The organism is Fusibacter sp. JL298sf-3 (assembly GCF_053842995.1).
This window is the reverse complement of record NZ_CM132608.1, coordinates 417,851-441,988: the sequence shown is the minus strand read 5'-3', so window position 1 is coordinate 441,988 and position 24,138 is coordinate 417,851. Positions and strand designations below refer to the sequence as shown.

The window sequence follows — 24,138 nt, the reverse complement described above, 5'->3', positions numbered from 1 at the left end:
AGAGGGATGGGTATACACAAGGCCATGTAAAGCGAAAAAATACGACGTTTTACTTCGTGTACCCTAAACCACTATTTTCGTACTTGATACCGAGAAATATCCATGATTGCGGCTCATTCTACTGAGATATTAATTTGTGAATTCCTTGAAATTCCAAGGAAAAACACTTGACTAAATAGGGAGGACTAGATGGCGACGATAAAATACGAAATAGAAGAGCATTTAGCAGTTCTATCTGAAAATGCTAAGGGCTGGACAAAAGAGCTCAATAAGGTCAGTTGGAACGATAGGCCGGCGAAATACGACATACGCGATTGGCAGCATGATGAAGGTAAAATGGGAAAAGGTGTCACACTGTCAAAAGATGAAATGCAAGAGCTGATTAAAGCAGTTAAAGCGCTTTAAATAAAAAATCCGAAGCACACATCGTGGCTTCGGATTTTTTATTTGCCCCTAGCTGCTACACAAAGCAGGGAACATTGCTATGCATGATAATGTTAAAATAGATAAAATTTAGATATTAAAGAAAGTGCATTAATAATTAATTCTGTTTGAAGTTGAATTGTCGTAATTGAGTGGTAAAATACGACAAATTATAATATTTAGAAAATTACGTCATATTCCTTGACTGAAAAAATCAAGTCGTGTATAATGACCAATATACATAAAATAACATATCTAATAGGATAATTGTTCCTTTTTAAAAGCGTAAGCTTTTGGTTTATATAGAGAAAATCACCTAACAGAACACTTCTTAATGCATCCAAGCAAAGAACAGTGCCAAAGAGCCACTGATTGCACCAATTGCTGCATAAAACCCGTAGGGTTTGCTCTTTGTGTAGCGCCTTTGGATAAACGTGTGGTAGTCTTCGACTTCTGTTGACACGCCGTGTCGCTCAAGTTTTAAAAAGTGGAGCCTCATCAAGTTCAGTTTGTACCCGAAGTAGCGAATGGAACGAAAAGCGCCGTGCGCCGTTAGAAAATACCACGCGGCAACGGCTAGATTAATCAGGCACACAATAAAAGCGGCATTTGAGAGTCTGTAAAACACTGGGGAACCGGTATCTAAAATAAAGTATATCCCGGCAAGACCTATCGAAAAAACTGGCATCGCAAACATGTCCTATACTCCTTTGTAGTTTGATGAATCCAAATATATCAAAATATAAAAGAAAATACAAGACCGATTTTGGTTTTGGACGTGGTGATAGCCGTTTTTTATAAAAATTATGAAGGGGGTTTTATAAGTGAAGAAGTTGCTTGCGTTATTACTGGTATTTGTGTTGGTGGGTACTGCTCTCACCGGTTGCGGCGGCAATGAAGCCGATGACAAAGAGGTAACAAAGGTCGATGAAAACAGTGACAGTTCAGGTGAAGATAAGAAAGACGAGACGCCTGTGGCGGTCGATCCTGAAAAGATGGTGATGCGTATCACCGGCGGAAAAATAACGACGCTAAATCAGCACGTCTACGAAACAACAGCCGAGAGCGACACCATGTCTTTGATTTACGGGTCTCTTTTAGAGGCGATTTACGACGAAGAAACAGAGAACTATGCCATTATAGGGAACCATGCCGAAGATGTCCCCGTTATGGCAGAAGACCGCGTCACTTGGACGTTTAAAATCAAAGACGGCTTAAAGTGGACGGATGGAACGCCTATTGACGCCGAAACGTATTTGTACTCGTACAAAATGTTGCTCGATCCGAAGCTCGCTAATTACAGAGCGCAAGTGTTCTTTGACGACATGACCGTCGTCGGCGCAGAAGCTTATTTCAGCGGCGAAGAAACCAATTTTGAAAACGTCGGTATTAAAGCACTGGACAAAAATACCTTGCAACTTACACTGGCGTATCCCATTGCTGAAATCGATATGAAACTGAACTTCGCAGGTGGCGGCGTTTTATCACCTGTGCATCCTGAGATTTACGAAGCCAACTTTAACGAAGACCGTACGGAAAACACTTACGGGACTTCATTTGAGACAACAGCTTCTTGTGGCGCTTACGAGCTCATCGAGTGGACGCGCGACCAGTACAGGCGCTATAAGAAAGTTCAGGAGTCGCCAATGGCTGCATACAATGTTCCGGAATATATCGACGAGCGCGTTGTCGAAGATAGAACCGCGCGTATGCAGCTCTTTGAAAACGGCGATACGGATTTTGTAAGCATTAGTGGTCCCGACTACGACAAGTACGGTGAAGACCCTAGGCTCGTGTTCTCCACATCCACTGCTGTATGGTCGATGTTCATCAACATGGCCCATGAAGACAAAGCGTTTTTGAGAGATGTCAATTTCCGTAAAGCCATGTACTACGGCATGAACAGAGATACTATAGCATACGACATTATAAAGACGGGCATTCCTGCGGGGTACATTGTGTCTTCTGCTAAAATCTCCGATCCAGTCGCCGGTACTTTTTATAGAGACACGGAAGAAGCCAAAGCCGTCATGCCGGAAAACAACGGATACAATACAGAACTGGCGAAATCTTATATGGAAGAAGTGTACTCAGCACATGGTAAAGTAACTGTAGAAATCGCTTATTTTGATTCCTCAGATAACCTTAAGCGGATTGCAGAACTCCTTGAACAAGAGTACGAAGAATTGTTTGGAGAAGATAAGATCGACGTGGTGTTAAAGGCGGTGCCTTGGCAGACCTCCTATGAAAACATGGAAAACGGCAACTATGAAATGGCATTTGGTAGCTGGGTGGGTAGCCGATTCAACCCGTGGTCGGGTATGAATGTCTATACGGCAAATTACCCTTCGAAAATCGACCAGCACAAGAGTGAGGAATTTGATACACTCTTCGATCGCACCGTTAAAGGCGACTTAATTTTTAAGCCTGAGGAGCGGTTGGCGGCACTTGCCAGAATGGAAGAAATTTTGTTTGAAGCCGTTCCTTTTGTACCGATGTACGAACCTCAAACCCCTTTTCTGTTCTCAGATCGCGTACACCTTATTACAGGTGGAAAATACGTGCCCGGTGCGGGATTCGGTATTTACCAATCTGAGCTAGACCCACTGGAATAACAGGTGTGAGTGTTCTTCTCAAAGAGAAGAACACTCTTTTAAGACAACGAGCGTTGCCCTCAAAGTTTTATTGCGATGACTAAAGTATCGGCGTAAATCACTAGGGGGCATCTGCGTTGTCAAAAACCACCTAGGGCACACAAAATCGCATACGAATGTGTGGCTTTATTCAATAGACAGAAAAAACAAACATTAGAGAGGGGAAAGTTATGGTTAGGTATACGTTACAGAGACTGGTTTTGCTTGTCGTGACGTTATTTCTCATTGTGTCGGTGGCTTTTATCACCATCAGAATGATGCCCGGGTCTTTTATCAAATCGCGCACAATGCCCGAGGATGTACGCGCTGTAATCGAAGCAAAATACCATGTCAACGAGCCGATGATTGTTCAATACGGCTACTTTTTAAAAGATTTACTGCGACTGGACTTCGGCGTCAGTTTGGCAATACAGCCTAAAGTGCCGGTTTTCGAAGTGATTAAGAGTAAAATTCCCATCACTTTGCAGCTGAATATATTTTCTTTGATTTTGATTATACCGTTTGCCACGCTATTTGGTATAACGGCGGCGCTTAAGAAGAACACCTTCTACGACCACTTGATTAATGTTGTCGTCATTATCTTTATATCGGTGCCGTCTTTTGTCTTTGCATCGTTGTTACAGTACAATTTGGCCTTTAAGCTCGGCTGGTTTCCGATTTTACTGTCCACTGAGAAGACATTGACGTGGGCCAAATTTCACTCGATGATTTTACCGATATTGGCGCTTTCTTTTGGCGGTATTGCCAGTTTGACGCGCTATGTCCGCTCAGAAGTTTCTGAAAATCTGAACTCAGAATACATGCTGCTCGCCAAGGCAAAAGGCTTGAGACAGGTGTCTGCCGTCTTTCGGCACGCCATAAGAAACTCTTTTATCCCACTAGCGAATATGATTATTCCCATGTTTATGGGGATACTCGGCGGTTCGTTAATTATTGAGCAAATCTTCGGCATCCCCGGCATGGGGCCAGTGATGATTTCGGCCATTAACGCCAAGGACCATCCGGTGGCAATAGCCGTCTTGCTCTTTTACTCAGTTATCGGCTTGTTCTCCACGTTGTTGGTCGACTTGTCGTACGGCATTATCGATCCGAGAATTCGAATGGGAGGGAAGAGATAATGGAAGATGTCAACAAAGCGTTGCAGCAGATAAAAGCCCCCTTTGACTACGCACACAACTTGGACGAAGCGCTAAAGGATGAGGCGTTTGAAACAGAAGCCATCGGTTTTTTTAAAGACGCCATGTTGCGCTTCATTAAAAATAAAGCGTCTGTACTTGCGCTGGTAGTCATTGCACTCGTGGTGTTTATGGCATTGGTCGGCCCCCTAATGACGCCTTATACGTTTAAAGAACAAGACACGAGGCTCGCTTATTTGCCGGCACGGATTCCCTTGTTTGAGAAAATCGGCATGTTTGACGGCACTAAGGTTAAACGCGTGCGCTACACGAGTATAGAAGAAAAATACGCCGATTCTATGGTGGAGATTGTAGACGAATACGAACTCAGCGGCACTAAGATGGCGGATATTAGGTTCGACGAGTATATCCATAGAGGGGTGAAGGACAAGTATTTTTACTTTGGAACCGACTCGCTTGGCAGAGACCAGTGGACGCGGGTCTGGCGCGGTGCGAGAGTTTCTCTATTGATTTCGGTGATTGCAGTGACGGTCAACCTGCTAATCGGCGTCGTCTACGGGTCTATAGAAGGGTATTACGGCGGCGCAGTGGACCTTGCCATGCAGCGGTTTATTGAAGTCCTTTCCGGCGTTCCGACTATCGTTATTATGATTCTTTTTATCTTGTATTATGGAACGGGGATTTTGCCCATTGCACTTGCACTCTGTCTAAAGGGATGGATGGGCATGTCGCAGATGATCCGCGCGCAGTTTTACAAGTACAAGCGCATGGAGTACGTCCTCGCTTCGAGAACACTAGGTGCGCGCGACCGCGTGCTCATCTTCAGGCATATACTGCCCAACGCACTTGGGGTACTCATTACCATGGCCGCACTCGCCGTGCCAAGTGCCATTTTTGCCGAGTCTTTTCTCGCATACCTCGGTCTCGGTATGCAAGCGCCGGAGCCGTCTATAGGGGTTCTTTTGGCAGAAGGCCAAAAAGTACTTATCGACCATCCGCATTTGACACTGTTTCCCGCGCTTTTGATTTCTGTACTTATGGTGTCCTTTAACTTATTGGGTAACGGCTTGAGAGACGCCTTCGACCCGACGCTACGCGGCATAGAATAGGAGGTGTGCTTGTGAAACCAAACATTCTTGAAGTCAAAAACCTGAGCGTGACCTTCAGCACATACGGCGGGAGAGTACAAGCGGTTCGAGACATATCGTTTCAACTGAAGACCGGCGAATGCCTCGCCATAGTCGGCGAATCCGGTTCCGGTAAGTCGGTTACGGCGCGAACCGTTATGGGCATTTTGTCCAAAAACGCCCACATTGAAAGCGGTGAAGTGCTTTACGAGGGCAAAAATTTGTTAAAGCTGAGTGAAAACGAGATGAGCACCATACGCGGCTCTGAAATCGCTATGATCTTTCAAGACCCGATGTCCTCATTAAACCCCGTTATGAAAATCGGCAAGCAGATTACGGAATCTCTGCGGCTAAAAAGAAAAATGTCACAGAAAGCGGCTACGGAAAAGGCCATTCAAATTATGGCAGATGTCGGGATTAAAGAAGCCGAAAAGCGCTATAATCAATACCCATTTCAATTTTCAGGGGGGATGCGCCAGCGCATTGTCATCGCTATCGCCCTGGCGTGTGACCCCAAGGTGCTCATTTGTGACGAACCGACCACGGCACTCGATGTCACAGTCCAGTCTAAGATTCTCGAACTGATTAAGGACATGCGGCGAAAACGCGACATTGCCGTCGTCTTTATCACGCATGACCTCGGCGTTGTGGCCAACGTCGCCGACCGAGTGGCGGTTATGTACGCGGGTAAAATAATAGAAGAAGGTTCTGTGGAAGAAATCTTCGACGACCCGAGAACGCCTTATGCCATGGCACTTCTCGCCTCTATGCCGGATTTGAGTACTGACGGCAACCGTGAACTCTACGCGATTCCGGGAACGCCGCCGAACATGCTCTGTCCGCCGAAGGGGGACGCCTTTGCAGCGCGCAATCAATTTGCCCTCAATGTGGACTTTCAATTGCCACCACCGAGGTACCAAGTGAGCAAAACGCACTTTGCCGCCACTTGGCTCTTGCATCCTGATGCGCCTAGAGTACAGTCGAAGGATTATTCAGAAAGTCGACTGACCAATAACATGGCCGCATTAAAGGGCAGCGATATTGACTACAGTGAAAAAGTGCTTGAAGTCAAGGGCCTTAAACAACACTTTTCTAGTGGGCACGGTCGAAAAAAGCTCTTAGTTAAGGCGGTAGACGATGTGAGCTTCAGCATTTACAAGGGGGAAACCTTTGGACTCGTCGGCGAATCCGGCTGTGGCAAGACGACTACCGGACGTGCGATTATCAGACTTTACGAACCGACGGCAGGTGAAGTACTTTTTAGAGGATGTAACATCGCCAAAAAAATGGGCGATAGAGAGAGGCGCAAAGCGACGGCGGGAATAGAGATGATTTTTCAAGACCCGATAGCGTCGCTCAACCCGAGGATGACCGTACAAGAAATTATCGGTGAAGGTCTCAGGATCAACAACCTTTGTCATTCTGAAAAAGAACTGATGGACCGTGTTTACAAAATGCTGGACGTGGTGGGATTGACGCGTGAGCACGCCTCGCGCTACCCACATGAATTTTCCGGAGGACAGCGTCAGCGCATTGGTGTGGCACGTGCGCTGATTACAAATCCGGATCTCGTTATAGCGGATGAACCGGTTTCGGCTCTAGACGTTTCCGTACAGGCGCAGGTGCTCAACTTGATGAACCACATCCAAAAGCAAATGGGTTTGACCATCTTGTTCGTCGCTCATGATTTATCCGTCGTCAAGTATTTTTCGGACCGCATAGGTGTCATGTACTACGGGCAGCTTGTTGAGATGGGACCGGCTAATGAGATTTGTGAGCACCCTCTTCATCCGTATACCCAGTCGTTGTTATCGGCAGTTCCGCATCCCAATCCGGCATACGAAAAAAAGCGTAAGCTCATCAAGTACGATCCATCGATACACGCGTATGACGGAAAGGACGTGCGGTTTGAAGAAGTTAAACCTGGGCACTTTGTCAGGGGGTCTGAAGAAGAACTTACACGGTACAGAACTCTTTGCCAATAGACGGTACAAAATATTTTAAAACGCGGTTGAAAACACTCTAACATAAAGAAGGGTTGTTGCATCTTTTGGATGCGGCAACCCTTCTTTTGCATAAAAAACAACCCTCGAAAACGGGGTGTTTACAGTGAAAAAGCGGTGTGTTATGGTCTTCTTATTGATTTTTTTTAGTGAGTAGAATCATTGGTTTATACATGAGAAAGGTTGAAACACACCGCTCAAACACCGTATGTACAGTTTACCAGATATGGCAATGCACTGCGCATAATTGTACCAGATAGCTGAAAAAAAGTTATATTACGCATTATTCCTATATTTACAGAATCAAAATGTCAAATTTACTTTCATAACGCGTAGAATTCGTGTATGCTTAAAGGCGAGGGGAAATATTACGGAAAGGTATGGAGGTCTGAAAGATGTTTAAACACAAACACAAGACTTGTAAAGAAACCCACGGAATTTTTGAATACGTGGAAAGTAAGTTCGATGGGAGGGAAGCGGTAGAGCCGAAACTGGATTACCACGTTCATGCTCGATTCTTCGATTACTTCAAGAAGCTGTTCAATAGCGAGGAGAAGATGAATGCATCGTCTAAAGAGTTGCTCTCTGCTGTCACGGCTTTGAGCAACTTCGATGTGGAGATTGAACATTCGGCTTCGACATTGACGACATTTTCAAGAGAACTGACTGATTTAAGCGAATCCAATCTCGCCATAGTGGAAGAAACGACGGCCAGCATGAACACTGTGCGCGACACGATTCAAACGACTTCAGAAACACTCAATACGCTGTCTAGCGACGCACAGAGCCTCGTTGAGAAAAACGATGCCAGTATACGCGACATAGAGGCCATCAACGTGTTGAGAGAAACGGTTATGCAAAAAGCGGAAGACATGAACGACAAGATGCAGCAACTCTTTGAACTCACTTCAAAGATTGACGCTATTGTGGAAGGGGTGTCTCTTATTGCCAATCAAACGAACTTGCTCGCACTAAATGCTTCTATTGAGGCGGCAAGGGCCGGCGAACACGGCAAGGGCTTTGCTGTGGTCGCTTCTGAAATCAGAAAGCTCTCTGAAGACACAAAAGAACATTTAGAAAGCATGCGAGGGTTTTTAGTAGAAGTGAAGACCGCCACAGGTGATGGCAGTGTCAGTGTAGAAGACACCATTACATCGACGACGGAAATGAGTCATATGGTCGAAGGCATTACGAGCACCATCGTCGAAAACGTGACGCTACTGAACAACACCGTCGACAACATCAGTGAGATTACCGGTGAGATGAACAGCATCAGCATTGCTGCAGATGAAATCAACAGGGCGATGGAGTCGTCGAGCCGTGACGCCGAGCGTCTCAGTGAAATGACGTATACGATTGTGAACAGTGCTGAAGAGAGCTATCAGCAGTCGCAGAAAATAGCCGAAATCGACAATCAGTTGGCTAAGATTTTAAAGACGCAGATGCAGGCCATCAACACAAGTGCGCATCGCATTTCAAACTCGGAGTTAATTGACGGGATTCTCGCTGCAAAAACGGCGCATAAGCACTGGCTCAAGAAACTCGAGGAAATGGTCGATGCTCAAACAGAAGCGCCGCTTCAAATCAACCCGGACAAATGTGCCTTTGGGCATTTTTACAACGCATTGGATTTAAGGGGTACTGTAATCGAAGAGCCTTGGGGCAAAGTCGATGCACTACACAGAACTTTTCACGGCCTTGGAGATCGTGCGAAACACGCTGTAAGAGCAGGTGACAGCAGAGGTGCTAAAGCTTCATTGGACGAGGCGAAGGCACTGTCACAGGAACTGTTCAAGTTGTTGGACACGTGTCTGGAAAAAGTTAAAAGTGAAAAGGAACTTTCGATTTTCAAACGCCCTGATCTAATCGCTATACAGACAACCTAATACGAGGGGGAACACATGATTCTACTGGTTGCACTCAATGGCATCATTTTGTATTTGCTGGCTTTTACAGTGCTCAATAAGTTGAAGCAAATCCGTGAGGAACAAGAAAAACTGCAGTCCAGAGTCACTATTATCAATCAGCAAATGACAAAAGCGCTCAAGTATTTGGAAAAGAAGGACACGGTCTAAGATCTTAAAGGAAGTCTTATTTCTATTGTAGCGCTAATTACGCTCTTCAAAGCACTCTCAATTGAGAGTGCTTTTTGCATAGGGACGAACAGAAGCCCCCACCCACATATGCGGCGGATTCTAAGCCGATAACTTACGTGGACATTGCATACGACTTTGCAGAGGCAGACAGTTTAGAGGCGCTTTATGAGCTCAAGAATACCATTTATCTCGACTACATTTACGGCGCGCAGGAGGGAACGGGCTATACCCAAGAAAACCCACAGCTTTACGCTGTAGTTCCGGTGCTTTCAGAAGAGAGCCTGACGAAGTCTCAGAGCGACTATGCTGCATTAAAACAGCAATTGGAACGTCTTGAAGGTATCGACCCGTTTGATGAAGCGCTGTTTAACTTCATGGTGGACTACGCTTTGAGAGGGCAACGAGAAAACAGTGTGGCCTTCGGCGGAATTGTAGCACCTTATGTGTTTGAAACGCGTAGAGGGTTTGAGGGGCCGCCTTCCACCGGTGAGGCCTCGTGGAAGGCTTACATGGAGACTTGTGAAACTTCTGAGGCGTTTTCCGCGGACCTGTACAACTGGCTCACTACGCAATTAGACGAAGAGGGCTATTTGCCTTACTTTATCGATTTAAAGCAGTACACCAGAGTTCGATTTTTGGCTGACAGCTTGAAAGAACTCAACGCTGTTTTAGAAGTGTTCGCCGGGCAGACCGACGCCGTCTTTGCTGAAGAAGCGCCGAAAAACTGGCGCGAGAAGAGGGCCTCATTAAAACGGAACGGGGCGAAGTGGGCAGTTTGCTCTTTGAACTCTTGCGTTCAGGACGACTCGTTGCAGATGTGGGCATAAACTATTTCGGTTGGTCTGATGAACGCGCAATTGCGTACATTAAAGAGCAGACCTTTGACATCCATCCGGAGGCAGAAGTCGACCGTTACAAAAAATGGCCCGGTCAAGCGCTCGCTTATAAAATTGGCGAAATCCAAATTGTAGCGTTAAGAGAGGCTTTGAAAGCCGAACAAGGAGCCGATTTTGACCTCAAGGCTTTTCACAAAGCGCTTTTAAGCCACGGGCCGTTGCCACTTGATTTGCTGGATAGAGCGGTAGAAGACATGCGCTAGTTAAAGTGTTCAAGTGACTCTTGCGGCTCAGAAAGTCTTTGCCACCTTATAAGGGGATGCGCTATAATAAGTGCAAAGGGAATGAGCGAGGTGGTCTATGGAATGGAACGAGTTACGTGTCGTGAATGCGTTTAAGAATTTAGAAGAAGACAGCCGGACGCGCATTTGTGAAATGGCTGTACTGAAAAGGCTGCCTCAGGGAGCGATGCTCTTTCACGAAAGCGACCATATACAGCATTTTTACGCGGTGCTAAAAGGCAAAGTGGCCTTGTACCGGATTTCGAGCAACGGTGCCAAGCGGGTTTTTTATATCTTAGGCGCCGGCGACTTGCTCAACGAAGTCGTATTTGACGACTTGCCGGTCACTGTGGACTGCGAAATCTTTGAAGATGCCGTCGTTGCGGCCTTCCCCAAAGAGGGCATGCGGCACCTGATGCGCGAGGACTTCGAACTGACGATGAACATTATGAATTCTTTGGGACGCAAGCAAAGACGGCTGTACCGGCAACTGAAAAACACGGTGCCCATTGGCATTGACAAAAAGTTGGCGGCTAAATTGTGGAAGCTCTCACGAGACCATGGCACCTCTTCAGGTGTGTGGCAACGCATCGATATGAAACTCTCGGCGACGTATTTGTCCTATATGCTCGGGACGACGCGCGAATCGATTTCACGTGCGATGAAAGTCTTAAAAGAACTGGGGGCTTTAAAATGGGAAGACGGCTTTTTGTATGTAAAAGAAGCCGATTTGCTGACCTACTATAGAAAAATGAAATAGCTAACCGCCTTTGGCCGGTAGATTGGAGAAACACCTCTAATCTACCGGTTTTTTTAATGACGCCCACAGGTGGAGAACGCCCATAGGGGCACCAGTTGCCGGTAAACACTTAGGACGTGTGATAAATATCACAGTCAAACACCGCAAACCGTGCTAGACTACTGACAATGCAAAAACTGTATAAAGGAGGGTTAAATGTTTAACGAAACAAAACGGGCATTGTCAGAGGCGGCGGTTAAAAAAAGCGCCTTTGCAGAGTCATCGATTCTCAAGTACCTGATGGCTTCATCGTGGGCAGGTACTTATGTGGGGCTTGGCATTATACTCATTATGGTCATTGGGGGCATTGGCACAGCGGCGGAACTAGGCGTAACCAAACTCTTGATGGGCGTTTCCTTTGGCATCGCTTTGAGTCTCGTTATTATGGCGGGATCAGAGCTTTTCACAGGGAACAACCTCATAATGACTGTCGGGGTTCTCGACAAAACGGTTTCGCTGAAAGCCGCTTTAAAAGTATGGGGCCTCAGCTACGTGGGCAATTTTATAGGGGCTTTAATCGTCGGCGGGTTGTTTGTGATGACCGATATTGAGGGGTCGGCTACAAGTGCTTTTGTTTTAAAACTGTCAGAGGCCAAGATGAACGCCGCGTTTGTCCCGCTCTTCTTCAAAGGGATTTTATGTAATCTGTTGGTCTGTTTGGCGGTGCTCTGTGCGGTAAAAATGAAAAGTGAATCCGGTAAGTTGATTATGATTTTTTGGTGTCTCTTTGCGTTTATTACGTCAGGCTATGAGCACAGCATCGCCAACATGACGATCTTTGTCATCGGGTTGCTCATACCGCACCCGGAAACGGTTTCTTTGGTCGGGATGGCGGCAAATCTCATACCGGTGACCTTGGGGAACTTCGTCGGCGGCAGTTTGATGCTGGGCGTCGGGTATTATTACATGGGGAAGGCTTAACCGATGAAAAGAGCGCTAGTCATCATCAATCACATTGGGAGTTCGGTTGAACAGGCAATAGAGGAACTCGAAACCTTTACAGCACTTTGTCAAGGCGCGCTAAAGGCTGACGTGAAATTGGCCTTTAACTCAGAGCGCGCCATACGTAAGGCACCTGTTAGGGTTCCGCGGTTGTCTGAAGTCCTTTCTGAAAACACCGCGGCTTATGACACCGTGCACATTGTCCCGCTTCACCTCATGAATGGCATCGACTACCAAGAAGTGATGCGGCTCAAGGCGCTTTACGGGAGCAAAGTCACCCTTGGACGACCCATCCTGGCGTACGAGGCATTGAGGGAGGCACTTGCGGCGGCTGTTTACGACATTGTCGGCCCAGTCAACTGTCCGGTAATCTTTGCCGCACACGGTACGACGGCGTCTGAGGCACAAGAGATGGCAGCTTTTTTAAATGTCTATGCCGAAAGACATGCCAATGTGCATCTGCATACCCTTAAATCGGATGTTGGAGACTGGACGCGGGAGACGTGTGCGGTGCTCTTTCCACTGTTTACTGTAAACGGACATCACGTACAAAAGGATTACGCGATAGGCGCTGGGTCGCTTTATAGACAGTTGGCGCTTCAAGTAAAGGCGGTTACTTGTTATGAGCGCGCACTGCTCAGCTACCCCACCATACAGAAATGCTTATTGGAACACTTAGATTTTGGGACATGCGAGAAGGAGGACACTTATGAGCTATAAACTATCCGAGGCGTTGTTCGACGACTACTTGAAAACGCTGTCGGCTTCATTTAATGTCTACGGCCCCGTTCGTAGGCGCGACAAGGGCAAGTTTGCCGAAACCGATGTCATCGGCTACGGCGTGGTGAACCGTCTACAGGACTTGGTCAACGATGAAAAATCTTATTTTTCGCCAAAAGAAACCCTGTACCCCATTCGAGAAACCCTCTTCTACTTTTTAGAAGGCAAAACAGAGGTGCCGGCAATAGACGACAAGCCGAGTGTCATCTTTTTAAGGCCGTGTGACATCAATGGGATTCGCAAACTCGATACGATTTTTCTGAAAAACGGCCATACGACGGACTATTATTATGAAAGACGTCGTAAAAAAGTCAAGTTCATTCTGCTGGAATGTACTGAAGGCTTTGACACCTGTTTTTGCGTTTCCATGAACAGCCATCGCACGGACGACTACGATGCAGCTGTGCGTTTCGACGCGGAGGGCGTTCATCTTAAAATCGTCGACCCCGCGCTTGAAAACGCCGTTTTAAACCACTGTGCGCACAGTGCGTTTGAGCCACAATTTATTGAACAAAATAAAATTCAGATAGAAATTCCGGCAGTGGATCAGGTGACAAACGCACATTTTGACAACCCGCTGTGGACTGAGTACACCAGTCGCTGTATCGCCTGTGGCAGATGCAACACCTCTTGCATCACCTGTGCGTGCTTTACCATGCAAGATGTGGCCCTTAGCGATGACAAACGGGTAGGCGAGCGGCGCCGCGTATGGGCGAGCTGTCATGTGGAAGGCTTCACCGACATGGCAGGCGGCCACAGTTTCAGAAATAAAAACGGAGAGAAAATGCGGTTTAAGACCCTGCACAAAATCAACGATTTTCACAAACGCTTCGGCACGCATATGTGTGTCGGTTGCGGCAGATGCGATGCGGTGTGTCCGGAATACATTTCATTTTCCAAATGCATTCAAAAACTGAGCGATGTTGTAAAGGAGGAACGGACACATGACTAATCCATACTTGCCGCAACCTTACCGGTTGCTTGATATTAGAAAAGAAACGGCCATTGACTTCACTTTTAAAGTGGCGTACAAGGGCCCTGTCGTCGGGGGACAATTTATGGAAATCTCTATCCCCGGCGTCGGTGAGGCGCCGATTTCCATCTGTCACTTTGACGACGAGGCCTTAGAAATGACCATCAGAAAAGTCGGCCGGCTGACAGACGAAGTTTTTCAGCTTGAAGTGGGCGACGACCTTTACATGCGTGGGCCCTACGGCAACGGATTTGATCTCACACACTTTAAGGGAAAAGACGTCGCTTTTATCGCAGGGGGTACGGGACTCGCCCCGGTGCGAAAGACCATCGACCAACTGGTTGAAGCGGGGAGTACGCTAGAAGTTCTCGTGGGTTTTAAAAGCCCGGAAGACCGTCTGTTTACAGAAGATTTGGAGCGGTGGTCAAAGACTGTACCGGTAACTGTGACAGTGGACAGCGCAAACGCGTTGTGGCGCGGAGAAACCGGTTTGATTACGACCCATTTGGACAAGCTGGATTTGACGCGCGTTGAAGAAAAGATCGCTGTCGTCGTCGGACCGCCGATTATGATGAAGTTTACGACCTTAGCGTTGATTAAAGCGGGCTTTAAAGAAGAAAACATCTGGGTGTCTTTTGAGCGCAAGATGAGTTGTGGCATCGGCAAATGCGGCCACTGCAAAATCGACGAGACCTATGTATGTCTCGAGGGCCCAGTTTTCAACTATGTCAAAGCAAAGACATTAATCGACTAGGAGGGTGTCATGAGCATCAACAGAAAAGTAGTGACGAAAAACGCTTATAGAATTACGAAGACGCGGAATAAAACCGCCCTCAGAATTCGCGTACCGGGCGGCCATTTGGAAGCCAAGTACTTTACGCTGATACAATCTATTGCAGAACGCTATGGAGACGGCACTGTACATTTGACAGCGCGTCAAGGATTTGAGGTGCCCCACATTGACTTCGATAAAATGGACGAAATCAATTTGCTCGTGCAGCCGCTGATTCATGCGCTTCACCTTGAAGTGGCAGTGACTGAAAACGGCTATCCTGCAGCCGGGACACGCAATATCTCCGCGTGTATCGGCGACAAAGTTTGCCCATATGCCAACGACAACACCACGAGAATTGCAAAGCGTCTCGAACGCACCTGTTTCCCACACGATTTTCACTTTAAAATAGCGGTAACAGGTTGCCCGAACGATTGCATTAAGGCACATATGCAGGACTTCGGGATTATTTGCACCACGGAGCCCCAGTACGATGTGTCGCGCTGTATCAGTTGCGAGGCCTGTGTAAAGAATTGCCGAAAGAAAGTCACCGGCGCCTTAGAAGTCAAGGCTTTTAATATCGAACGAGATGTTGAAAAATGCATTGGATGCGGCGAGTGTATCCTCAAATGTCCAACGGGCGCTTGGACCCGCAGTGAAACCCCTTATTACCGCATGGTCATCATGGGCAGGACGGGAAAGAAAAACCCGAGAATTGCTTTGCCTTTTATGAAGTGGGCTTCTGAAGATGTCGTCGTACAAGTTATTAAAAACACCTATGCCTTTGTCGATCGGTACATCGACCGCTCGTTGGCAAAAGAGCACATCGGGTACATCGTCGACCGCGTGGGGTATCAAGTTTTTAAGGCTGAAGTTCTCGAGGGGGTTTCCCTCAATGCGGAGATTCAAATTGCTGAGGATATACAATGGGCCGGCTATCGCTACAAACAGGACAGTCAATTTTTGAAAATGGGGTAAAGGAGTAGACCATGAGAGAAACGTTTTGCTTGGAAGACTTATTCGATGTGATGATTGAACTGGAAGGCGTCGGTCAGGCGCATTACGTTAAAATGCAAAAGTGGACGGATGATGAGACGGCGCGTCAACTCTTTGTCCACTTAGCGGAACAGGAAGCAGATCACCAAAAACTTTATAGGACGTTAAAGACCCAGTATGTCGCGTTTGGCGAAAACGCCGCTTTAGAACCGAGCTACAGCGCCTATGTGAAAGCGCTTCTCACACAGACGATGACTTTTTTAAAAGAAGCAGGTGCTGTTGAAGACTATGCAAGTGGCCTAGCCTGTGCGGTTCAGCTGGAAAAAGACACCTTGCTGTTTTTAAATGAGATGAAACTCATTATTGGAGAGAGGGGCGCGGACGCCATCGACGCGGTAATCCTACAAGAAAAAATGCATCTTAAGGCCTTGTACGAATTGCGGTTATAGCCACATCGTTTCATAGCCGGCACGCCTTTGCGCGGTACAGTGCTATGTCATGTGTACCGCGCAAAAGGCGTTTTTTAAATTGTTTCAAAATTATAAAAATTAGAACGTCCCAATGGTGCCCAATTATTATAATAAATATGATAAAATAAGTGCACTTAAATAAATAGTTTACGATTGGTGTGAGAAAGGTGGGGCGTGTGAAAACAAAAAGCGGTCGGTTTGCAGTGGCAACAATGTTATCTGTGTTGATTTTAGCAGGCTGTGCGAGGGAGGTGCAAAGAGAGGTTCCGGCAGTGGCTGAGCCCATTAAAGGGGACGAAGTTATCGGCTACCTCGAAGCGTTTGGTGAACGCGAGGCACAGTCGGGAATAATGAATGTGGCGCTTGCAGGCCAGGGAATTGCCACTGAAAACACCTACTACCGCATCAAACAAGCGATACAATACGACGACTTATTTTGTGTACATATTACGATTATTACGAAAGGTGAACTTGGCGACGGTTTTATTGTCGGACTTCTAGATGCCGATTTAGAAGGGGTGCGTCTTGCTGCAAAAAGTTTTGACACCTATTTGGAAGACGACCGCCGGCACTATGAGGTGCACTACCAACTGACCATTCAATCGGATGCCTTTTCTGAAGAGTCTCTGCGCGCGTTAGGGTTCACACGAGATCGTGCCGGTAGTGACTGGGTCATCACGGAGCGCACGCGCTTTTCGCTTTAAACTGTGGTATGATAAAAGTACCTGTTTGGGGGAACGATGAGAAAGAGGTGGTTAGATGACCCATGCAATGATGATTGTCTATGTAGCGGATCAGGCAAAAGCCAGCGCCTTTTACGAAGCTCTTTTGGAGTTGAAACCGATACTGGATGTTCCGGGGATGACGGAGTTTCAACTTGCCGATGGCTTTGTCTTTGGTCTGATGCCCTGGCGAGGAATTCGTGCGCTTATCGGCGACGCGTTCGACGAACCGATTTCAGAACACCCGCTTGTAAGAAGTGAGCTCTATCTCACTGTAGCCGATGTGGAAGCGACTTATCATAAGAGCTTATCTCTGGGTGCTAAAGCGCTGAGCCCGCCTCAACCTCGAAATTGGGGCGATACGGTGGCTTACGTTATGGACGCAGACGGAACCGTTCTCGCCTTTGCGAAAAAGACGATGGGGTAAACAGCGCAGGACGATTTTGCTGAGAAAAGAGCTGCTTTACAGGCGGCTCTTTTTGCATTACAGTCAGAAATCGATGCCACTCAAGCCGAGGTCGTGTTACAGAACAATGACAAAGTTCCGAGAGGACTTTACAAATCGTTAAAGATTTGCTATTCTCAAATTAATCAGAATAAAAGGAGAACTGTTATGACACCAGCTAATTGCTAATTTTGATGACCATCAAAAGTTTATGAAAGATGTTGTTTGAAACCTATAGATTAGGTTTATTTAGCGTACACTTCATAATAAGGCAATTTAGCAGGTGCTCAGAGGGTTTTCGTCGTTATAGACGTGTATTTTGCGTACGCAAAACCGTAGGAGTCAACTGCTTTCTACGGTTTTTTTATGTTCAGCTCAAGGCATAGGGCTCAGATAAAAGCGCAGAGTTGCTAAGTGCTAATGAAGTGTCATTTTTGAAAGGCAGGAACTCAATGTTTGAACTTTCTTTACACCACATTATGAAATACATGGGCACACATTTGCTCTTTGAAGATTTGAGCTTTAGCGCTTACGAAGGGGAGCGCGTCGGCATAATCGGGGAAAACGGCTGCGGCAAAAGTACCGTGCTCAAGTTAATTGCAGGGCTTATTCCACTTAACATCTACATCGGTTCTTGGAGCAGAGGGTACGACAAGGGCTACATAGGAAGACCTAAAGAGGCGACGATTTCCTATCTCGACCAGATACCGAGCTACCCCGAGACACATACGGTGTACGATGTGCTCAAAGAGAGTTTTAAAAAGTGCTTTGAACTCGAGAGCGAGATGCGACAAATCGAGCGAGATATGCAGGCGGTAGAAGGCGACGCATTGTCGCGCCTGTTGAACCGCTACAGCGCTGTCACCTTGGCGTATGAAGCGGCAGGGGGCTACGAAGCACAAGAAAAGCTGGCGAAAATCGTCACAGGCCTCGGTTTTGACGACTCTTTTTTGAAAAAGCCTTTTCGACAACTGAGCGGCGGCGAAAAGACCAAAACCGTCCTCGGCAAGCTCTTGTTGGACAAACCGGACATTATGCTGTTAGACGAGCCGACCAACCACTTGGACACAGAGGCCATCGAGTGGCTTGAAGCTTTCCTCTCAGATTACCCCGGAATTGTAATTATCGTTTCCCATGACCGCTATTTCCTCGATAAAACGGTTAACAAAATCGTGGAGATTGAAGACAAGGCCGCTAAGACGTACAAGGGCAACTTCAGCGCATATAAGCATCAGAAAGAAGAAGCCATACGCGCTCAATATGCCGACTACCTCAATCAGAAGAAGGAAGTGAAGCAAATGGAAGCGCAGGTTAAGCAGCTGCGCGACTGGGCAATACGCGCAGATAACAACAAGTTTTTCAAACGCGCCGCCAGTATTCAGAAGATGCTCGACAAGACAGAAGCCCTTAAAAACCCTACCCTCAAAGGGGCGCAAATGCGTCTGGATTTGGAAGTACACTCTCGTACCGGAGAAGAAACCGTCGTCGTAGAAGCGCTTTCAAAACAGTATGGGACCACATCTCTTTTTAAACAGGCCAATCTTAAAATTTACTACCGAGAGCGCGTTGCGCTGGTAGGTGCCAACGGCAGCGGCAAGAGCACACTGCTCAGAATGCTCCTGGGAATGGAGACCCCAGATGCGGGGAAAGCAGTTTTTGGCGCCAATGTCAAAAGCGCTTATCTGCCGCAGGAAATTGAGTTTCCAAACGAGACCCTCTCTGTACTGGAAGCGTTTCGAGAGGGCCTGGATATTGCCGAAGGGAAGGCGCGTGAATACTTGGCGCGATACATGTTCTTCGGTGAACGGGTTTTTGCGCCGTTGGCCGGTCTCTCCGGTGGTGAGCGCATCCGCCTTAAACTGTCGAAGATTCTTTATGAAGATGTCAACGTGCTGGTTTTGGACGAGCCGACCAACCACCTCGATATAGAAGCTATAGAAACACTGGAAGCGGCACTTGACGCTTTTGAAGGGACCTTGGTGTTTGTCTCTCACGACCGCTACTTTATCAACACCATTGCCCAGCGGGTCGTTGCCATACAGCGTGGTGAGTTGGTTTCATACGACGGTAATTACGACACTTATAGAGAAGCCTCTCGTCCTAAAGTGACAGAAGCGCCTCCTGAACCTAAGAAAAAGGCGCCTCAGAAACCGCCTGTCAAAGCGCCGACGACAGCATCACTTGAATCCAAAGTGACTGAACTCGAAGACACTTTGCGAAGACTTGAGAGTGAAATGACAGGTTGTGGAGATGATTACGAGCGTTTGGGGGCGTTGCACGCCGACAAAGAGCGCGTTGAAGCAGCACTTGAAAGCGCTTATGAAGCGTGGTACGATGCGTTGGGACAATAAGCGTATGTTATACTATTCTAAAAAAATAAAGGAGCGGCTATGTCAAAGAACTCACAAAATGTACAGTCTATCGAACGCGCTTTGGACCTTTTAGAACAAATTTGCACCGAGCGTTCCGGAATGGGCATTACAGAACTCAGTGCACAGACCGAACTGTCGAAAAGTACGGTGCACAGGCTTTGTGGTACGCTGTACGACAGAGGTTACCTCGATAAAACTGAAGACAATCGGTACAAGGTGGGGCTAAAACTCATAGAAGTCGTCAGCTATTACATCAACAGTTTAGAACTGCAAACAGAAGCGCGTCCCTATTTGAGAGCGATTTCTTCTAAGCTCAATTTGACGGCACATCTCGGTGTTTTAGATGGCGACGAGGTGGTTTATGTGGAAAAAATGGACATGTTCTCTGGGATAAAGCTCTATTCTCAAATTGGGTTTAGAGTGCCGGCCTACTGTTCTTCACTGGGGAAATGTCTGTTGTCGAGATTTTCGGCAGAAGCATTAGAGGCCGCCCTTTCCAATTGTAACTTCGAAGCCTTCACCGAAGCCACAACGACCTCGATAGCCGCTCTAAAATCTGAGTTGGTCGGGGTGCGGCAGAGAGGGTGGGCGATAGACAATGGTGAATACGATAGAGAACTGCGTTGTATCAGCGCACCGATTTACGACTATCGCGGTGAAATCATCGCTGCAATCAGCGCCAGTGGTTCTACCGACACCTTGACAAACGAACGGATAGACGCTGTAGCCGCTTACGTGAAGTCAATAGCGGAAAAGCTTTCGCAGGAGATGGGCTTTCCGGTGTCGACAGAGACGATTCTATAACTCAAAAAACAATCTGTATGCCAGTGACTGCGTACAGATTGTTTTTGAATGGTTACCGTCCTTGTGTCCTGTATCGTTCACAATTAAAAAAACTGCTCATCTACTCTGCATCATTGCGGCGTTAAAATTTCTCGACACTATCCCGCATTGTCGTCGATAGTTTGCCTTGCATGGATACAGATTATCTGGTATTTTTAATTAAATCTCAACGAGACAGGACACTAGTGTTCTAGGGTTCTAACAGCGCTGTAGAGTTTGTCTAATTTTTCCGCGATGCTCGCCTGTTCGACATCGTACAAATGGCCGTAAGTCTGTAGTGTCGTTTGAATATTTTCGTGTCCGAGCCTCTCAGAAATGAGCGCTGGGGAAAAACCTTGTTCAATTAATAGATAGGCGTGTGAATGCCTGAGATCGTGTAATCGAATTCTTTTTAAATGCGTTTCTTTAAGCGTTTTAGAAAAGTGTTTGTCCACCGTTTTTCTGATAATCGTAAAAATTCTCTCAGGTGCTTTGATGTCAGAGCGCGTGGCTAAATACTGTTTTATATGGGTACAGAGGAACTCGGGGATAGCGATGGTTCTCTTGTTTTTAGCTGTACTCGATTCCAAAATTAAGTCTTGTTTTTGATGCCTTGCGTAATTCTTGCTGACAGTAACGGTCTTTTTATCAAAGTCCAAATCACTTAATGTAAGTGCCAAGCACTCGCCAATACGCATACCGGTCCAATACAAAATCTCATAGAGTGTCGTGTACATGGGTTTGTCTGAACAGTTGATAAACGCGTTAAACGATTCAAAAGTCCAGTAGTCAATACTCCCGGCATTTTGTTTGCCTATGGAACCGCAGATTTTCACAGGATTTGCGGCCAACTCATAGTGTTTCATTGCGTAATTAAAAATGGCAGACAACTGATTGTTGAGAAATTTGAGGTAGGTTTGAGCGTAGTTTTTTTCACTGAGAAGCAGGCTGCTTTGCCACTTTTTAATAGCATCGGGGGTGATTTTCTCTAGGGGCATTGCCTCGAAGAAGGGCATTATTTTTGAATCAATGGCGTATTCTTTACTTAAATAAGTGGTCGGCTTCAGCCTGAGTTTGCAATCTTTCATGTAGAGTGCCACTAGGTGCGAAAAACGCATAGTAGGTGCCGTCTGTGTTTTTGTAAGAAAGTCATGCTCAAATTCTGTTGCTTCAGTTGGCGTATGGAACCCCCGCTTTAATTTTTGCTTAACGGATCCCGTGCTGTCGCTGTAATTAAATTTTGCATACCAAGTTTCTCGAGCTCGGTCTTTGTATACTGGCATTGAAATACCTCTTTCTGATTCAAGGGATGGGTTACATTTCAGGTGTCTTCAAAAGTTGCACCGCCTTCGGTGGGCAAACGGTGCCTTGTTGCTTTATGGTACTTTTATCGGTGTTATTTTTTAACTATGCGTCATTTGTTATGTCCACCAAAACGTCAAAAGGTACTAAACAGCATTTTGCTTATTCTACACAGTGTGTCGTTCAATTAAAAAGGTTGATAAAAATTGAAATGACGGTCACGTTGATAAAGTCGATAAATAGACTACCGACTAAGGGGATAATAAAGAACGCTTTGTAGCTGAAGCCGTATTTGGAGGTGACCACTTCCATATTGGCAATGGCGTTGGGGGTTGCCCCCATACCAAAGCCACAATGTCCCGCAGCCATAACGGCGGCATCGTAATCCCGCCCCATAACATTAAACGTAATAAAGTAAGCAAACGCGGCCATGAGCACGGATTGTCCTATGAGCATAACGACAAACGGCAGAGCCAAATCGGCGAGCTCCCAAAGTTTCAACCCCATTAAGGCCATGGATAGAAATAAAGACAGGAAAGTATTTCCCAGCATTTCGATTTCATTGTGCTTGAGTTCGATACCGTGTAGCGCATCTGAGATATTGCGTAGCAGTGCCGCTGCCACCATAGCGCTGAGGTACGGCGGAAAACTCATATGGGTTTTACTGAGCACACCCTCTATAAGGGTGCCGAGCCCCATGGCGATTAATATGGCGGACATGCCGGATAAGAGGCGGGGAGCAGTAACTGGCGTTAGGTGACTCACTTCATTGTGTTTAATGGGCTGAGCTTCCACTGTGCACTGTCGCAAATGGTGTTTACGAATCAGGCGGGAAGCCAATGGCCCCCCCATACCGCTACCGGCAACTAAGCCAAAAGTGGCCGCAGCTATTGCAATCGTCGATGCACTCGGTTGATTGTACTGTTCAAAGACTTTTGCCATAGAAGCGGAAGTCCCATGTCCACCGGTCATCGGTATAGACCCCGTCGCCAACCCCATTAGTGGGTTTAAGTCAAACACATTGGCGAGAAAGACACCGACTAAATTTTGAAAGACCACGAGAAGACTGGTGACCAGCAAAAAAAAGAGCACTTCTTTGCCGCTACTTTTAAGTTTTTTAATAGAGGCCATATACCCGACCGTTGAAAAAAAAGCAATCATAAAAAAGTCTTGTAGCATCGTGTCCATTTGAAGTTCTAAAAAAAAGAAGTTTTTAGCGGCTAGTGCCAGCAAAGAAAAAAGTAATCCCCCAACCACCGGAGCGGGAACACAATATGTGTCCAAAAAAACCACTTTGTTTCTAATCCATTTGCCCAATTGCAGTACCAAAACGGAGACAGCCGCCATCTGTATCATGTTCATTTTAACGATCATATTCTAATTCCTTTCTACTCTGCAAGTTCTATTCGTACCACCGATAAAAGCCCCTATACAAGTATCATGTTTTTAGAAGTACAAAAAGGGACATTTTTTTTTAAACTTTTTTGTAAACAATTATTTGAGCGCGCTTTATTATAATCTCGTGGTTACTAACGCACAAAAAAGTGCGATATTTGCAACTTTTTACATTCGTGTTAGCATGATGACATCATTTGAAAAGGAGTGTGAGTAAATGAAGAAAAAAGTTTTACTGATTATCCCGCCGACTAAATTTAATGAAGACGAGCTGTTTAAACCCCAAGCTGTTCTCGAAGCGGCGGACATAGAAGTCACCGTAGCGAGTACGACGGTTGCCACTGTCGACGGGGACTACGGTGGTTCTGCCGAGGCGGCAGTCTGTTACGAGACAGTTGCCGTTAACGCTTTCGACTGCGTTGCGATTATTGGCGGCACCGGCACCATTGAGCACCTTTGGGACGATGAGCATCTGTTGAAGTTTGTACGGGACGCCTACGCTTCTCAAAAACTCGTCGCCGGTATCTGTGCAGGTGCTGTCGTCATAGCGCAAACCGGTTTGTTAGCGGGGCGGAAGGGCACTTGCTATCCGGTGGACATAATGATTCATCAATTGATGGCCCATGAGGTCGTTTACCAAGAAGCCCCTGTCGTCCCCTACAAAGACATCATAACAGCGGATGGTCCCGACGGTGCCGAAGCGTTTGGAAAGGCAATTGCTGCAGCACTTTTAAATTAAAGACCTTCAACTGAAAAAAACAGGCATCCCCTCTCATAAAAAGGGGATGCCTG

Annotated in this window: 24 protein-coding genes; 21 read left to right on the top strand and 3 right to left on the bottom strand. The window is 46.6% G+C overall.

Annotated elements, in window-relative coordinates; all coding sequences use genetic code 11:
* Positions 1–189: 189 nt before the first annotated feature.
* On the top strand, positions 190–405 hold the full coding sequence (locus ACR6HW_RS02170) for a YdbC family protein (RefSeq protein ID WP_455729535.1): 216 nt from the start codon (positions 190–192) through the stop codon (positions 403–405).
* A 349-nt stretch (positions 406–754) separates the two neighbouring features.
* On the opposite strand, the gene ACR6HW_RS02165 is transcribed toward ACR6HW_RS02170, so the two are convergent.
* Positions 755–1,120 (bottom strand): hypothetical protein, encoded by a 366-nt coding sequence (locus tag ACR6HW_RS02165; protein ID WP_455729534.1) that lies wholly within the window; start codon positions 1,118–1,120, stop codon positions 755–757.
* A gap of 127 nt (positions 1,121–1,247) precedes the next feature.
* Between ACR6HW_RS02165 and ACR6HW_RS02160 the strand changes: the two genes are divergently transcribed.
* The 19 genes from ACR6HW_RS02160 (at position 1,248) to ACR6HW_RS02070 (ending at position 20,631) form a co-directional block, all read left to right on the top strand.
* Positions 1,248–3,038, top strand: coding sequence for a peptide ABC transporter substrate-binding protein (locus ACR6HW_RS02160; protein WP_455729533.1), 1,791 nt, complete (start codon positions 1,248–1,250; stop codon positions 3,036–3,038).
* Positions 3,039–3,247: 209 nt separating this feature from the next.
* Positions 3,248–4,195 carry an ABC transporter permease gene (locus ACR6HW_RS02155; protein ID WP_455729532.1) on the top strand — a complete coding sequence of 316 codons (948 nt, stop codon included), beginning with the start codon at positions 3,248–3,250 and terminating at the stop codon, positions 4,193–4,195.
* Complete coding sequence (locus ACR6HW_RS02150; RefSeq protein WP_455729531.1) at positions 4,195–5,322, top strand: ABC transporter permease; 1,128 nt, start codon at positions 4,195–4,197, stop codon at positions 5,320–5,322. The genes ACR6HW_RS02155 and ACR6HW_RS02150 overlap by 1 nt, the downstream gene beginning before the upstream one ends.
* A gap of 11 nt (positions 5,323–5,333) precedes the next feature.
* Positions 5,334–7,325, top strand: coding sequence for an ABC transporter ATP-binding protein (locus tag ACR6HW_RS02145; RefSeq protein WP_455729530.1), 1,992 nt, complete (start codon positions 5,334–5,336; stop codon positions 7,323–7,325).
* A 413-nt stretch (positions 7,326–7,738) separates the two neighbouring features.
* Positions 7,739–9,229, top strand: a complete 1,491-nt coding sequence (locus tag ACR6HW_RS02140; protein WP_455729529.1) for a methyl-accepting chemotaxis protein — start codon at positions 7,739–7,741, stop codon at positions 9,227–9,229.
* A gap of 15 nt (positions 9,230–9,244) precedes the next feature.
* Positions 9,245–9,418 (top strand): hypothetical protein, encoded by a 174-nt coding sequence (locus ACR6HW_RS02135; protein WP_455729528.1) that lies wholly within the window; start codon positions 9,245–9,247, stop codon positions 9,416–9,418.
* A gap of 137 nt (positions 9,419–9,555) precedes the next feature.
* Positions 9,556–10,266 (top strand): hypothetical protein, encoded by a 711-nt coding sequence (locus tag ACR6HW_RS02130; protein ID WP_455729527.1) that lies wholly within the window; start codon positions 9,556–9,558, stop codon positions 10,264–10,266.
* Entirely contained in the window at positions 10,206–10,538 is a 333-nt protein-coding gene (locus ACR6HW_RS02125; RefSeq protein ID WP_455729526.1) for a DUF885 family protein, read from the top strand. Before ACR6HW_RS02130 ends, ACR6HW_RS02125 begins: the two co-directional genes overlap by 61 nt.
* Before the next feature lie 97 nt (positions 10,539–10,635).
* Positions 10,636–11,316, top strand: coding sequence for a Crp/Fnr family transcriptional regulator (locus ACR6HW_RS02120; protein WP_455729525.1), 681 nt, complete (start codon positions 10,636–10,638; stop codon positions 11,314–11,316).
* Between the two features lie 195 nt (positions 11,317–11,511).
* Positions 11,512–12,276: a formate/nitrite transporter family protein gene (locus ACR6HW_RS02115; RefSeq protein ID WP_455729524.1), complete on the top strand. Its 765-nt coding sequence runs from the start codon at positions 11,512–11,514 to the stop codon at positions 12,274–12,276.
* Positions 12,277–12,279: 3 nt separating this feature from the next.
* Positions 12,280–13,017 carry a sirohydrochlorin cobaltochelatase gene (locus ACR6HW_RS02110; protein WP_455729523.1) on the top strand — a complete coding sequence of 246 codons (738 nt, stop codon included), beginning with the start codon at positions 12,280–12,282 and terminating at the stop codon, positions 13,015–13,017.
* Entirely contained in the window at positions 13,007–14,029 is a 1,023-nt protein-coding gene (asrA, locus tag ACR6HW_RS02105) for an anaerobic sulfite reductase subunit AsrA (RefSeq protein WP_455729522.1), read from the top strand. The genes ACR6HW_RS02110 and asrA overlap by 11 nt, the downstream gene beginning before the upstream one ends.
* Positions 14,022–14,804 (top strand): anaerobic sulfite reductase subunit AsrB, encoded by a 783-nt coding sequence (gene asrB / locus ACR6HW_RS02100; protein WP_455729521.1) that lies wholly within the window; start codon positions 14,022–14,024, stop codon positions 14,802–14,804. The genes asrA and asrB overlap by 8 nt, the downstream gene beginning before the upstream one ends.
* 9 nt (positions 14,805–14,813) lie before the next feature.
* The gene (gene asrC / locus ACR6HW_RS02095; RefSeq protein WP_455729520.1) at positions 14,814–15,800 is read left to right on the top strand and encodes a sulfite reductase subunit C; all 987 of its coding nucleotides are present in this window, start codon (positions 14,814–14,816) and stop codon (positions 15,798–15,800) included.
* Positions 15,801–15,811: 11 nt separating this feature from the next.
* Positions 15,812–16,267, top strand: coding sequence for a hypothetical protein (locus tag ACR6HW_RS02090; RefSeq protein WP_455729519.1), 456 nt, complete (start codon positions 15,812–15,814; stop codon positions 16,265–16,267).
* 197 nt (positions 16,268–16,464) lie between these two features.
* The gene (locus ACR6HW_RS02085) at positions 16,465–16,992 is read left to right on the top strand and encodes a hypothetical protein (RefSeq protein ID WP_455729518.1); all 528 of its coding nucleotides are present in this window, start codon (positions 16,465–16,467) and stop codon (positions 16,990–16,992) included.
* 55 nt (positions 16,993–17,047) lie between these two features.
* A complete protein-coding gene (locus ACR6HW_RS02080; RefSeq protein WP_455729517.1) occupies positions 17,048–17,437 on the top strand; it encodes a VOC family protein in 390 nt (129 codons plus the stop codon).
* 470 nt (positions 17,438–17,907) lie between these two features.
* Positions 17,908–19,806, top strand: a complete 1,899-nt coding sequence (gene abc-f / locus ACR6HW_RS02075) for a ribosomal protection-like ABC-F family protein (protein ID WP_455729516.1) — start codon at positions 17,908–17,910, stop codon at positions 19,804–19,806.
* Positions 19,807–19,845: 39 nt separating this feature from the next.
* On the top strand, positions 19,846–20,631 hold the full coding sequence (locus ACR6HW_RS02070; protein WP_455729515.1) for an IclR family transcriptional regulator: 786 nt from the start codon (positions 19,846–19,848) through the stop codon (positions 20,629–20,631).
* A 221-nt stretch (positions 20,632–20,852) separates the two neighbouring features.
* On the opposite strand, the gene ACR6HW_RS02065 is transcribed toward ACR6HW_RS02070, so the two are convergent.
* Both ACR6HW_RS02065 and gltS read right to left on the bottom strand, forming a co-directional pair.
* Positions 20,853–21,932 (bottom strand): site-specific integrase, encoded by a 1,080-nt coding sequence (locus tag ACR6HW_RS02065; RefSeq protein WP_455729514.1) that lies wholly within the window; start codon positions 21,930–21,932, stop codon positions 20,853–20,855.
* Positions 21,933–22,134: 202 nt separating this feature from the next.
* Positions 22,135–23,313, bottom strand: a complete 1,179-nt coding sequence (gene gltS, locus ACR6HW_RS02060; protein ID WP_455729513.1) for a sodium/glutamate symporter — start codon at positions 23,311–23,313, stop codon at positions 22,135–22,137.
* A gap of 250 nt (positions 23,314–23,563) precedes the next feature.
* Here gltS and ACR6HW_RS02055 point away from each other — a divergent pair, with 250 nt between their 5' ends.
* On the top strand, positions 23,564–24,085 hold the full coding sequence (locus ACR6HW_RS02055) for a DJ-1/PfpI family protein (RefSeq protein ID WP_455729512.1): 522 nt from the start codon (positions 23,564–23,566) through the stop codon (positions 24,083–24,085).
* Positions 24,086–24,138 lie beyond the last annotated feature (53 nt).

What these genes read in the sequence shown, in the direction of transcription:
- ACR6HW_RS02165 (WP_455729534.1), bottom strand. Translation starts at nt 1,120, where the DNA reads ATGTTTGCGATGCCAGTTTTTTCGATAGGTCTTGCCGGGATATACTTT.
- ACR6HW_RS02170 (WP_455729535.1), top strand. Translation starts at nt 190, where the DNA reads ATGGCGACGATAAAATACGAAATAGAAGAGCATTTAGCAGTTCTATCT.
- ACR6HW_RS02070 (WP_455729515.1), top strand. Translation starts at nt 19,846, where the DNA reads ATGTCAAAGAACTCACAAAATGTACAGTCTATCGAACGCGCTTTGGAC.
- ACR6HW_RS02140 (WP_455729529.1), top strand. Translation starts at nt 7,739, where the DNA reads ATGTTTAAACACAAACACAAGACTTGTAAAGAAACCCACGGAATTTTT.
- asrB (WP_455729521.1), top strand. Translation starts at nt 14,022, where the DNA reads ATGACTAATCCATACTTGCCGCAACCTTACCGGTTGCTTGATATTAGA.
- abc-f (WP_455729516.1), top strand. Translation starts at nt 17,908, where the DNA reads ATGTTTGAACTTTCTTTACACCACATTATGAAATACATGGGCACACAT.
- ACR6HW_RS02065 (WP_455729514.1), bottom strand. Translation starts at nt 21,932, where the DNA reads ATGCCAGTATACAAAGACCGAGCTCGAGAAACTTGGTATGCAAAATTT.
- ACR6HW_RS02055 (WP_455729512.1), top strand. Translation starts at nt 23,564, where the DNA reads ATGAAGAAAAAAGTTTTACTGATTATCCCGCCGACTAAATTTAATGAA.
- ACR6HW_RS02080 (WP_455729517.1), top strand. Translation starts at nt 17,048, where the DNA reads ATGACCCATGCAATGATGATTGTCTATGTAGCGGATCAGGCAAAAGCC.
- asrC (WP_455729520.1), top strand. Translation starts at nt 14,814, where the DNA reads ATGAGCATCAACAGAAAAGTAGTGACGAAAAACGCTTATAGAATTACG.
- ACR6HW_RS02115 (WP_455729524.1), top strand. Translation starts at nt 11,512, where the DNA reads ATGTTTAACGAAACAAAACGGGCATTGTCAGAGGCGGCGGTTAAAAAA.
- ACR6HW_RS02120 (WP_455729525.1), top strand. Translation starts at nt 10,636, where the DNA reads ATGGAATGGAACGAGTTACGTGTCGTGAATGCGTTTAAGAATTTAGAA.
- ACR6HW_RS02090 (WP_455729519.1), top strand. Translation starts at nt 15,812, where the DNA reads ATGAGAGAAACGTTTTGCTTGGAAGACTTATTCGATGTGATGATTGAA.
- ACR6HW_RS02135 (WP_455729528.1), top strand. Translation starts at nt 9,245, where the DNA reads ATGATTCTACTGGTTGCACTCAATGGCATCATTTTGTATTTGCTGGCT.
- gltS (WP_455729513.1), bottom strand. Translation starts at nt 23,313, where the DNA reads ATGAACATGATACAGATGGCGGCTGTCTCCGTTTTGGTACTGCAATTG.
- ACR6HW_RS02150 (WP_455729531.1), top strand. Translation starts at nt 4,195, where the DNA reads ATGGAAGATGTCAACAAAGCGTTGCAGCAGATAAAAGCCCCCTTTGAC.
- ACR6HW_RS02110 (WP_455729523.1), top strand. Translation starts at nt 12,280, where the DNA reads ATGAAAAGAGCGCTAGTCATCATCAATCACATTGGGAGTTCGGTTGAA.
- asrA (WP_455729522.1), top strand. Translation starts at nt 13,007, where the DNA reads ATGAGCTATAAACTATCCGAGGCGTTGTTCGACGACTACTTGAAAACG.
- ACR6HW_RS02155 (WP_455729532.1), top strand. Translation starts at nt 3,248, where the DNA reads ATGGTTAGGTATACGTTACAGAGACTGGTTTTGCTTGTCGTGACGTTA.